Below are 10,995 nucleotides of genomic sequence, written 5' to 3' on the forward strand. Positions count from 1 at the left end.
AGGCAGGAAAATTGCAAGTGTTAAGATTTTGTCGCAAGAAAAGTGGAGCCGACGGGATTCGAACCCGTGACCTCCACAATGCCATTGTGGCGCTCTCCCAACTGAGCTACGGCCCCTTAAATTCATTTCAAATTTAAAAACCTGAATTTAAAATTCCAAATTTTGAAACGCCAGGTTTTAGCGTTAAATTTAAAATAAAAACCTTAACCTGTGTCTGTTCTTTTAAGTAAAACAGCTGAATACGGAGTAAGAGCGGTTCTTTACATTGGGCGCAATCAGTCAAAACGTGTAACGACAAAGGACATGGCAAAGGATTTAAAAGTCCCTTTTCATTTCCTTGCAAAAGTCATTCAGAAGCTTGTTAAATTCGGAATAATTCACTCAAAACGTGGCAAAAATGGTGGTTTCGTTCTAAAAAAGCCACCTGAAAAAATTAAATTGATTGACATTGTCGTTGCCCTTGATGGGGATGAACTTTTGAAAAATTGTGTTCTCGGTTTGCCCAATTGCTCGGATAAAAAACCTTGCCCCGTTCACGATTATTGGCGGGGAATTCGCGAGGAAATAAAGCAGATGTTATCTCAAAAAACAGTAGCGGAGCTTTTAACAGGCGAATTCAAAATTTAAGACAATTTTTCAGAATTTTTGATTTGTTTTTGTGGATTTTTTATTGTTTTTCAAAGGGTTAATTCGTGAGTTGGTCAAACTGTCACTTGACAGGAATTGTTCTGGTGATTATATTTATTTATGCGTTTAGCACTCGTTAAAGTCAAGTGCTATTAAATTGAAAAACAAAAAAATTCAAGGAGGTTGATTTTATGGCAAAGGTAAATATCCGTCCTCTTTCTGACAGGGTAGTGGTAAAGCCATTGCCAGCTGAAGAAGTCACAAAAAGTGGGCTTGTCATTCCAGATACAGCAAAAGAGCGCCCTCAACAGGGGGAAGTAATCGCAGTTGGTCCAGGGAGAATAACGGATGACGGGAAGAAAATTCCGATGGAAGTTAAGGTTGGAGACAAGGTCTTATATGGGAAATATGCTGGGACAGAAATTTCAATTGATGGTGAGGAGTTTTTGATTATGAGGGAAAGCGATATTCTCGCAATTATTGAGTAAAAAATTCAAAAACAAAAACGAAAGGAGGTAGAAAATATGGCAGCAAAAGACATTCTTTTTAATGCTGATGCACGTGCAGCTTTAAAACGCGGGGTTGATAAACTCGCAGAAGCTGTAAAAGTTACCCTTGGTCCAAAGGGTAGAAATGTAATCATAGATAAAAAATTTGGACCACCTGTTGTAACAAAAGATGGTGTGACGGTTGCGAAGGAGATTGAGCTTGAAGATCCAGTTGAAAATATGGGGGCACAATTAATTCGTGAAGTTGCTTCAAAGACAAGCGATGTTGCAGGTGATGGAACGACAACAGCTACTGTCCTTGCGCAAGCGATATTTAGAGAAGGATTGAAGAATGTTGTTGCAGGAAGAAATCCAATGGATTTGAAGCGCGGAATTGATATGGCAGTTCAAAAAGTTGTTGAAGGTTTGAAGGAAATAAGTAGAGAAGTCAAGGATAAAAAACAGATTGCTTATGTTGGTGCGATCTCAGCAAATAATGATATGTCAATTGGGCAGTTGATTGCCGATGCAATGGATAAAGTTGGAAGAGATGGTGTTATAACTGTTGAAGAAGCAAAGGGAACCGAGACGACAATGGAAATTGTGGAAGGTATGCAATTTGACCGTGGATATTTATCACCTTATTTTGTGACAAATCCAGATACAATGGAGTGTGTTCTTGAAAATCCATATATTTTGATCCACGATAAGAAAATAAGCTCTTTAAAAGATTTCCTTCCGATACTTGAAAAGGTTGCGCAATCTGGAAGACCACTTCTTGTTATAGCTGAAGATGTTGAGGGTGAGGCACTTGCAACGCTTGTAGTTAACAAACTTCGTGGAACATTACGTTGCTGTGCGGTTAAAGCTCCGGGATTTGGTGAGAGAAGAAAAGCAATGCTTGAAGATATTGCGATCTTAACAGGTGGAACTGTTATATCTGAGGAAAAGGGATTCAAACTTGAGAATGCACAACTTTCATATCTTGGACAGGCGAAGAAAGTTGTCGTTGACAAAGACAATACAACAATCGTTGAAGGTGCAGGGAGCAAGGAAGATATTAAGCGTCGTATAAACGAGATCAAGGTTCAGATTGAGAAGACGACATCTGATTATGATCGTGAGAAACTGCAGGAGCGTCTTGCTAAGCTCTCTGGCGGTGTTGCTGTGTTGAAGATCGGTGCAGCTACAGAAGTTGAAATGAAGGAGAAGAAAGCTCGTGTTGAAGATGCTTTGCATGCAACGAAAGCAGCTGTTGAAGAGGGTATTGTTCCCGGTGGTGGTGTTGCATACTTGAGAGTTATGCACAAGCTTGATGAACTCAAACCTGAAAACGAAGATCAAGCGGTTGGAATTGAGATTGTAAGAAAGGCGCTTGAAGAGCCGATAAGGCAAATCGTTGCAAATGCTGGGCTTGAGCCATCTGTGATTGTGCAGAAGGTTAAAGAGGGTAAAGATGACTTCGGTTTCAATGCTCAGACTGAGCAATTTGAAAATCTTCTTGAATCTGGAGTTATTGATCCGACAAAGGTTGTTCGTGTTGCGCTTGAAAATGCAGCAAGCGTTGCATCATTGCTCTTGACGACAGAAGCGGTTGTGTTTGAGAAACCAGAAAAGGAGAAAGCGCCAGCAGTTCCAGGTGGAATGAGTGATATGTATTGATGAGTATAGTTAAGATTTTAACCTTTCGTCTTGCCCTCCCCGAGATGGGGAGGGTTTTTTGTTTTTGAACTAACAATTCACATTTACGAAAGTAAAAAGGTGTTTGTTGCTTTAAATTTAATTTTTGTCTTATCTTTTGGAAAAACAAATCCGGTGTAAAAAAGATGAAGTTAAAGGGCAAAAAAGTTTTAATTTTTGTTGAGGATTTAGTTGAAGAAATAGAGCTTCTTTATCCGAAATATCGTTTGATTGAAGAAGGGGCAGAAGTTAAGATCGCAGGACCGGAAATAAAAATTTTCAAAGGTAAAAATGGTTATCCGATAAAATCGGATTTGAGTTTTGATGATGCAAAGGTTGAAAATTTTGATGCTTTAGTTATCCCTGGTGGATATGCGCCGGATAGAATTAGAAGGAATAAAACTGCAATTGAACTTACAAAAAAGTTTTATGAGTCAGGCAAAGTTGTGGCTTTTATATGTCATGCTGGTTGGGTTCCGATATCTGCTGGAATTTTAAAAGGGAAGAAAGTTACGGGATTTTTCTCAATAAAAGATGATCTTATTAATGCAGGTGCTGAATTCATTGATAGTGAAGTCGTTGTTGATGGAAATTTGATAAGCTCAAGAAATCCAGATGACCTTCCAGCGTTTTGCAAAGCTATAATTTCAGCTCTTTCGGATTGAAACTTGAATTATGCAGGTTATGTTGCAATTATTGAATAATCCCAAAGAAAAAGTGAGGTTGCATTATGTTCAGCGAGGTTCAAACTTTAAAGGATGTCTTGATGAAGAATTCAAGAGAGGGTGAGCTTTACAGAAAAATTGATGAGAAGAGAATTGAATGTTACGCTTGCGGACACAGATGTAAAATTTCCGAAGGTAGAAGTGGAATCTGCCGTGTCAGATTCAATGTCAATGGTAAACTTTATGTCCCTTGGGGTTATGTCACTTCTCTTGCGCTTGACCCAATTGAGAAAAAACCGTTTTTCCATGTTTATCCGGGAAGTTATACATTGAGTTTTGGGATGCTTGGGTGCGATTTTCATTGTGATTATTGCCAGAACTGGGTTACATCGCAGGCGCTTCGTGATCCTGTTGCAGGTGTTATGCCTGATTTTGTGACCCCAGAGGAAATAGTTGACATTGCTTTGAAATACAAAAGCAGGATAATAACGAGCACATACAATGAACCTTTGATAACATCCGAATGGGCTGTTGGAATTTTGAAACTTGCAAATCAATATGGAATTCGTGGTGCTTATGTTTCAAATGGAAACGCAACCCCTGAAGTTTTGGATTATTTGAGACCTTATGTTGATTTCTACAAAGTTGATTTGAAAAGTTTTAATGATCTGAATTATAGAAAACTTGGCGGTCGTTTAAGTGTAGTTCTTGACACAATTAAAATGCTTGTTGAGAAAGGTTTTTGGGTTGAAGTTGTAACTTTAATAGTTCCGGGGTTTAATGATTCTGAATCCGAATTGAGAGACATTGCGAAATTTCTTGCAAGCGTTTCTCCAAACATACCATGGCATGTGACCGCATTTCACAAAGATTATAAGATGACAGACCCAGACAATACGAAACCTGAACAACTTGTGAGAGCAGCTGAAATTGGTTATGAAGAGGGATTGAGATTTGTTTATGCGGGGAATATACCCGGTTATGTTGGAAAATATGAAAACACATATTGTTATAACTGCGGTGCGTTGCTTGTTGAAAGATTTGGGTTTAGAGTTTTGAAGAATAAAATCAAAGATGGCAGGTGCTTTAAATGTGGAACAGTTATACCAGGGCACTGGGAATAATTTTCGCTGTTAATTTCTTGATATTTATCTTCCCGCTTAAAAGTCAAACATTTGAAGGAAAAATAAAAGGCAAGGTGATAGATTTTGAAACTGGCGAAGGAATCCCGAATGCGAATGTCATCATAGTTGGAACATCGTTGGGGACTTCAACCGATTCAAAAGGTGAATTTGAGATGAGAGTTAAACCTGGCTCTTATGATGTTGAGGTCAGAGTGATAGGTTATGAGATTGAGAGAAAAAATGTTGAGGTGAAAAGTGGGACTGTGTTCGTTGAATTTCGTTTGAAACAAAGTTATATAGAGATGAAAGAGGTTGAAGTCCTTGCTGATTACAAATCACGCAGGGCGGTGGATGTTAGACCAAGTGTGATTGAGGTTGAGCCAAAAAGTGTTAAAGTAAGCGCCGGTTTTGGGGAGGATGTTTTCAGAATGTTGAGAACTCTTCCGGGAGTTTTTGCTCCATCTGACTTTGCAACTCAATTTGTCGTGCGCGGTGGTTCCCCTGATGAAAATTTGATAATAATTGATGGAGTTGAAATTTACAATCCATATCGTCTTTATGGTTTTGTCAGTATGTTTAATCCAGATGTCGTCGGTGATTTTAATTTTATGGCGGGTGGATTTCCCGCAAAATATGGAGATAGATTATCGGCTGTCCTTGATGTATCAAGTCGTGATGGAAAACGAGATAAAATTTTTTCAAGCATGATGAATGTTAACTTGACAAACGCAAATTTAATTTTTGAGGGGAAACTCCCATTAAATGGCTCGTGGATATTTTCAACACGCAGAACTTATTACGATTTAATTCTTGAACCAATTGCGAAGAAAACAGGACTTGTGAGCGGTGATGTGACATTTCCAAATTTTTATGACCTTCAAACGAAATTAACATTTTATCCGTTCAACAAACACAAGATAAATTTACTTGGTATTTACAGCAGTGATGCGATGAATGTTATAACTGGAAAAAATCTTGACAGACCTGATAGCGTTGCTGTGAATGATATCTCTTTTAATAAAACATTTGCTGGCTCGTGGATTTATTCGCCCGATAAAAATTTTGTTGTTAAGTTACTAACATCATGGTATGAAAATTCAGGTGAAAGCAAATTCGGTGGTGAAGTTCTTGATCCGTCATATTATTACGAGGGAAAGGTTGTTCCAGATGATGCAACATTTTTTAAAGTTGAGACATGGTCTCGTTATTTGATTCAAAAGTTTGCAACTTCTTTTGATGTAAGTTATAATCTTGGAAAACATTTAATTGAATTTGGAGTTGGAAATAATCTCGTCAAGTCGGAGTTGAAATATGTTTTGAAAATGGACGAAGGTTTGAGGGCTTTTTTGAAGTCGCTGGGATTTTTCTCCGCCCCTGAACTTTTCAATTATTCAGAGAAGTATAATCGCTCTTATTTTTACATTCAAGACAGGATAAAGTTGGGTTCAAAACTTGTGGTTCAACCCGGATTTAGATTTGATCGTTACGGTCTTATAAAAAGAAATTACATATCTCCAAGGTTTAATTTGCTTTACAACATTGATCCCCTGACAAGTTTAAGGTTTGCTTATGGTTGGTATTATCAATCACCCGGATATGAGAAAATTTACGATCAGCAAACATTTTTTGATTTCACTCAGGCAGAAAATTTAAATGCTGAGAAATCAACACATTATGTTATTGGCATTGAAAGATGGCTTGCGGTTGATATCATCGGAAGAGTTGAAGCGTATTATAAAGATTTTGATAATTTAATTGTCAGAAAAAGGGTTCAAGGGACAAAATGGGTTGCGGATAGAATCCCGAATTATCCACCAACTGATGTAAGAGGATGGAGTCAGCCGTATCAAATTGTGATAAGCGATTCCGTCACATCAATTCCAGTTAACATGGGAGATGGGAAAGCGTATGGATTTGAGATTTTCATTGAGAAAAGAAGCGCGAAAAATAGCAAGATTTACGGATGGATGTCTTATTCATTTTCCATAGCAAGGAGAAAAATTTACAGTGTTGAACTTCCATTTATGTATGATCAAAGACACACATTTAACATCGTTTTAAATTACAGCATAAGTAGAAAATTTGATTTGAGTTTGACTTGGATGTATGGTTCAAATTATCCTTATACGGAGCCAATAGGTGTTAAGCCAAGAATCATCGTCACAGATACATCTGTTAGCATAGCAACGATAAGAGATAAAGTTATTCTTGATCTTGATTATGGGGGGTTGAATAATTTCTTCAATTCTCGCAAGCCACCGTATCATCGTCTTGATGCAAGGATTACTTATAATACAAAAATTTTTGGTGCTGATTTGAGTTTTTATATTGATGTTGTGAATGTTTATAACAGGAAGAATGTCATAGGTTATGATTTCAGCGTTAAAGATGGCGTGATAAAAAGAAGAGAGATAACGATGCTTCCTATTTTGCCGACATTTGGGATAAATGTTAAGTTTTAGTCAAAAAATAATTTCTAAAATTTAAATGAGAAAAGTTTATCTTGATCACAGTGCTACAACGCCTGTTGAAAGTGCAGTTGTTGATGCGATGATTCCTTATTTTACAAAAATTTTTGGTAATCCGTCATCCGTTCATCAATTTGGAAGGGAAGCAAAAGTTGCAATTGAAGAATCTCGTGAAAAGATAGCAAATTTTATAAATGCAGAACCATCTGAAATAATTTTTACAAGTGGTGGAACGGAATCGGATAATTTCGCAATTTTTGGGATTGCTTATTCTGGGCTTAAAAGAGGGAAAAATCACATCATCACAACTCAAATAGAACATCACGCAGTTCTTGATGCCTGTCTTTATTTACAGAAAAATGGTTTTGATGTGACATTTTTAAAAGTTGATTCAAATGGGGTTGTTGATCCAGATGATTTGAAAAAGGCGATAACACCGAGGACATGTTTGATAAGCGTTATGCATGTTAACAACGAAATTGGCACAATTCAACCGATTGATGAAATTGGGAAAATAGCCAGAGAATATGGGATACCTTTTCACACTGATGCGGTTCAATCGTTTGGTAAGATTGATGTTAATGTTAAGAAATTAAATGTTGATTTGCTTTCTGCTTCTGCGCATAAAATTTATGGTCCGAAGGGTATTGGATTTCTTTATGTTAAAAAGGGGATTGAAATAGAAAAATTTCATCATGGTGGTTCTCAAGAAGCAGGGAGGAGAGCCGGGACGGAGAGCGTTCCTTTGATAGTTGGATTTGCTAAAGCGGTTGAGATTTGCTCTGAAAGAATGATTAAGGATTATGAGCATGTGAAGAGGTTGCGTGATCATATGGTTGAAAAGATTAGAGATGTTTTTGGTGAACTTAATGAGTTTTTAATTTTAAATAGTCCCGCTGATAAAACGATACCTTACATCTTGAATTTTTCAGTTAATTCTGCTAAAATTGAGATAGATGCAGATGCTTTGATTTATGGGCTTGATTTGAGAGGAGTTGCTGTTTCAAATGGTTCGGCGTGCACATCTGGAAGTTTGAAGCCATCGCATGTGATTATGGCGTTAGGGCGTGATAAAAGGACAGCGCTTGCGAGCGTGAGATTTTCATTTGGGCGTGGGAATAGCATTGAGGATGTTGATTATGCTGTTGAGAAATTTTTTGAGGTTGTTAAGATTTCAGCAGAGAAGGCGATCGCAAAATAAAAATTTTTTGCGTATGAAATTATTCAGAAAAAAATTTTTGATCTGGTTTGTGATTTTTTCACTTGTCTTTTATCAATTTTACCCACGAATTGCGTTAGCACAGCGGGATAAGATAAGGGTTGGTTTTATTGGGTTTAAATTTGAAGGTGTTGGGAAGAAGGCACAGAAAGACATAACCAATAGCGTTTTATACCTTCTTGCGGAGAAGCCATCGGTTGATATTGTCTCACCGGAAGAAGCAGTTTCAATTGTTGGAAGTGAAAAAATTAACGCAGTTTTATCGCTTCCAAGTGAGAATGAGGTTGTGATTTTATCTCATATGCTTGGGGTTGATTATTTGTTTTTTGGAAATTTTGTAAATCAAGGTGCTGATACAAATGATGTCATGCTTGTTGGAACTTTTGAATGTTTTGATAGACCGAAAGGAAGATTTCACACAGTTGAAATAACTTGGAGATATGAAAACATAGATGAAGAGGTGAAAAAGATAGACAAGGAATTTATAAGCAAGGTTTTGCCAAAGAGGGGTTCTGCGATGCCAAATGTATTTTTCATACTTGTTTTTGCCTTGATTGTTTTTGGGACTTATTTTTTGATATGGGAACTCGGCGGTGGGGCAAGTGAACAGGCGGGCGTTCCACCAACAACGCAATAAAATTTGAAATGGAGGTTTTGGGTATGCTTTACAGATTAATTTTAACATTATTTCTACTTCTGTTTATTTCTTGCCGTGGTAAGGACTTAACAGATAGTAAGGGGTTTGTTTCTTATGAAATTTCTTTCAACTCTGACAAAAATTACATAATCAATGAAGCAAGTTTTATATTGCAGCTTTATGAATATAACATTGAAATTCTTGACCCGACAAAGGATTATTATGTTATTCAAACATTTTGGAGATTAAGAGATGGACAGATGGCATTTGATTCAGATACAGTGTGGGCTTTGTTTAGGGATAGAGTTTTAATGCATATAATTCCGCGTGGTAGGAGTAGTTTTTATTTCAGGGGTTATCAGGTTTATAATACAGTTTTGCAGTTTGAGTTTCAGGTGCAGATGGGTCAGGGTAATTGGGTCAAGGCAACTCCACCGAAGGAATACATAAGTGAATATGAAACGATAATCAAGGAGATAAAGCGCAGGATGTTAAGATATGGTCCGAGTTCTGGTGAATAGTTTTTGTGTTGAAATCTTGCATTTTTAAAAGGTAATGATTATATTTATGATTGCTTCAAGGAAAAGTTCTTTTATAAGCTGGCGTAGCTCAGTTGGTAGAGCAGCTGACTTGTAATCAGCAGGTCCGGGGTTCAAATCCCCGCGCCAGCTCCAGTGGGTGGGCGCCGGAGTTGGAGAGCCGGGCTGGGCTGTAAACCCAGTGGCGTGAAGCCTGAGGGGGTTCGAATCCCTCCCCACCCACTTCCAAAGTTGAGCGGGTGTAGCTCAGATGGTAGAGCGCCAGCCTTCCAAGCTGGTGGTCGCGGGTTCGAGTCCCGTCGCCCGCTCTCTTGGCTCGCGTAGCTCAGTCGGTAGAGCGCGTCCTTGGTAAGGACGAGGTCACCGGTTCAATCCCGGTCGCGAGCTCGGAATTTGAAAATAGCAAAATAAATGTTATATTTAGATGGCTAAATCAGAAGGAAGAGAGATTATAACGCTTGAATGCACGGTTTGTAAGCATAGGAATTACACTACCACTAAGAATCGTAGAAAGCACCCTGAAAGGGTGGAATATAAAAAATACTGCAAGTTTTGCAATAAACATACAATTCACAAAGAAACACGCTAAAAGGGACACGTCCGTAGCTCAACTGGTAGAGCAGCGGTCTCCAAAACCGCAGGTTGGGGGTTCGAGTCCCTCCGGACGTGCTAATTTTATTTTTTAAAATTCATCAACTGACACGATGAGAGAGAAAATCATCAACTTTTTCAGTGACATCTACAAAGAAATGCAAAAAGTTACTTGGCAAAAGCAAGATGAATTGATTGAATCAACAAAGGTTGTCCTCGTTGCATGTTTGATATTTACTGTTATAATCTGGGTGATTGATGTAATTGTCACCGAAATTTTAAAAATTATATTTTAAGAGGGATGAATTTATGGCAAGAAGATGGTATGCGATAAGGACATATTCAGGACATGAAAATCGTGTTAAGAAATTTATTGAAAACGAACTTGCAGAGGGAAGATTCAAAGACAAAATTTTTAATGTCTTCGTTCCAACTGAGAAAGTAACTGTTGTTAAAGAAGGGAAAAAGAAATCTCGCGTTAAAGCATTTTTCCCAGGTTATATTCTAATTGAAGCGGAAATGGATGACGAAGTTAAGAATTTTATCCGTAATATTCCATCGGTTGTGAGCTTTGTTGGTCCGAAGGGAAATCCTGTTCCGTTGAGGGAGGATGAAGTTGAAAGATTTGTTGGACGAGTTGAAGAAGGTGAACTTGAAAGGGTTGATATTCCGTTCAGAGTTGGTGATTCTGTTAAGGTTATTGATGGTCCATTTACAGATTTTCAGGGAATTGTTCAGGAGGTTAATTCACGTTGTCCAAGCGCAGGTCCAACAGGTGGCGCTGGCGTCGCTTGTCCTCCCGGTATCTGAAGTTTTACATAACCGACTACTTTTTTAGCCATTTCTCAAAAAAATTATTTTTTGATTTACTTTTCAATTTCAACCTGTGTGAAATCAAGCTCAACAGGCGTTTTCCTACCGAAAATGTTGATCATAACTTTTAACTTCATCTTCTCA

The 10,995-nt window shown here is 37.9% G+C and carries 11 protein-coding genes, 6 tRNA genes and 3 pseudogenes; 17 read left to right on the forward strand and 3 right to left on the reverse strand.

The window, feature by feature from the left end; translation table 11 throughout:
* Positions 1-43 precede the first annotated feature (43 nt).
* Positions 44-116: transfer RNA gene (locus tag AWW83_RS07905), tRNA-Ala, on the reverse strand.
* 94 nt (positions 117-210) lie between these two features.
* Here AWW83_RS07905 and AWW83_RS07910 point away from each other — a divergent pair.
* From AWW83_RS07910 to nusG, 17 genes and pseudogenes are all read left to right on the forward strand, one after another.
* A complete protein-coding gene (locus tag AWW83_RS07910; protein ID WP_092350640.1) occupies positions 211-627 on the forward strand; it encodes an RrF2 family transcriptional regulator in 417 nt (138 codons plus the stop codon).
* A gap of 191 nt (positions 628-818) precedes the next feature.
* Entirely contained in the window at positions 819-1,115 is a 297-nt protein-coding gene (gene groES, locus AWW83_RS07915; RefSeq protein WP_092350642.1) for a co-chaperone GroES, read from the forward strand.
* 36 nt (positions 1,116-1,151) lie between these two features.
* Positions 1,152-2,777, forward strand: coding sequence for a chaperonin GroEL (gene groL, locus AWW83_RS07920; RefSeq protein WP_092350644.1), 1,626 nt, complete (start codon positions 1,152-1,154; stop codon positions 2,775-2,777).
* Positions 2,778-2,941: 164 nt separating this feature from the next.
* A complete protein-coding gene (locus tag AWW83_RS07925) occupies positions 2,942-3,460 on the forward strand; it encodes a type 1 glutamine amidotransferase domain-containing protein (protein WP_092350646.1) in 519 nt (172 codons plus the stop codon).
* 65 nt (positions 3,461-3,525) lie between these two features.
* Positions 3,526-4,584: an AmmeMemoRadiSam system radical SAM enzyme gene (amrS, locus tag AWW83_RS07930; protein WP_092350648.1), complete on the forward strand. Its 1,059-nt coding sequence runs from the start codon at positions 3,526-3,528 to the stop codon at positions 4,582-4,584.
* The gene (locus tag AWW83_RS07935; RefSeq protein WP_092350650.1) at positions 4,551-7,046 is read left to right on the forward strand and encodes a TonB-dependent receptor; all 2,496 of its coding nucleotides are present in this window, start codon (positions 4,551-4,553) and stop codon (positions 7,044-7,046) included. Before amrS ends, AWW83_RS07935 begins: the two co-directional genes overlap by 34 nt.
* A 25-nt stretch (positions 7,047-7,071) precedes the next feature.
* The gene (locus tag AWW83_RS07940) at positions 7,072-8,253 is read left to right on the forward strand and encodes a cysteine desulfurase family protein (protein WP_092350652.1); all 1,182 of its coding nucleotides are present in this window, start codon (positions 7,072-7,074) and stop codon (positions 8,251-8,253) included.
* Between the two features lie 13 nt (positions 8,254-8,266).
* Positions 8,267-8,908 carry a hypothetical protein gene (locus AWW83_RS07945; protein WP_092350654.1) on the forward strand — a complete coding sequence of 214 codons (642 nt, stop codon included), beginning with the start codon at positions 8,267-8,269 and terminating at the stop codon, positions 8,906-8,908.
* An 8-nt stretch (positions 8,909-8,916) separates the two neighbouring features.
* Positions 8,917-9,429, forward strand: a complete 513-nt coding sequence (locus AWW83_RS07950; protein ID WP_092350656.1) for a hypothetical protein — start codon at positions 8,917-8,919, stop codon at positions 9,427-9,429.
* 77 nt (positions 9,430-9,506) lie between these two features.
* Positions 9,507-9,582, forward strand: a tRNA-Thr gene (locus AWW83_RS07955).
* Between the two features lie 2 nt (positions 9,583-9,584).
* Positions 9,585-9,669 (forward strand) — tRNA-Tyr (locus AWW83_RS07960).
* Positions 9,670-9,682: 13 nt separating this feature from the next.
* Positions 9,683-9,755, forward strand: a tRNA-Gly gene (locus AWW83_RS07965).
* A gap of 6 nt (positions 9,756-9,761) precedes the next feature.
* A tRNA-Thr gene (locus AWW83_RS07970) sits at positions 9,762-9,834 on the forward strand.
* A gap of 37 nt (positions 9,835-9,871) precedes the next feature.
* Positions 9,872-10,036, forward strand: coding sequence for a 50S ribosomal protein L33 (gene rpmG, locus AWW83_RS07975; protein ID WP_092350658.1), 165 nt, complete (start codon positions 9,872-9,874; stop codon positions 10,034-10,036).
* 7 nt (positions 10,037-10,043) lie between these two features.
* Positions 10,044-10,116 (forward strand) — tRNA-Trp (locus AWW83_RS07980).
* 35 nt (positions 10,117-10,151) lie between these two features.
* Positions 10,152-10,334, forward strand: coding sequence for a preprotein translocase subunit SecE (secE, locus tag AWW83_RS07985; RefSeq protein ID WP_092350660.1), 183 nt, complete (start codon positions 10,152-10,154; stop codon positions 10,332-10,334).
* A gap of 13 nt (positions 10,335-10,347) precedes the next feature.
* Positions 10,348-10,755 (forward strand): annotated as a pseudogene (gene nusG / locus AWW83_RS07990) (transcription termination/antitermination protein NusG); the annotation flags it as partial.
* A gap of 35 nt (positions 10,756-10,790) precedes the next feature.
* On the opposite strand, the pseudogene AWW83_RS10045 reads toward nusG, so the two are convergent.
* Positions 10,791-10,880 (reverse strand): annotated as a pseudogene (locus AWW83_RS10045) (50S ribosomal protein L11); the annotation flags it as partial.
* A gap of 24 nt (positions 10,881-10,904) precedes the next feature.
* Positions 10,905-10,995, reverse strand: a pseudogene (locus tag AWW83_RS09785) (transcription termination/antitermination protein NusG); the annotation flags it as partial.

This window comes from Candidatus Chryseopegocella kryptomonas (assembly GCF_001536065.1).
GTDB lineage: Bacteria > Bacteroidota > Ignavibacteria > Kryptoniales > Kryptoniaceae > Kryptonium > Kryptonium kryptomonas.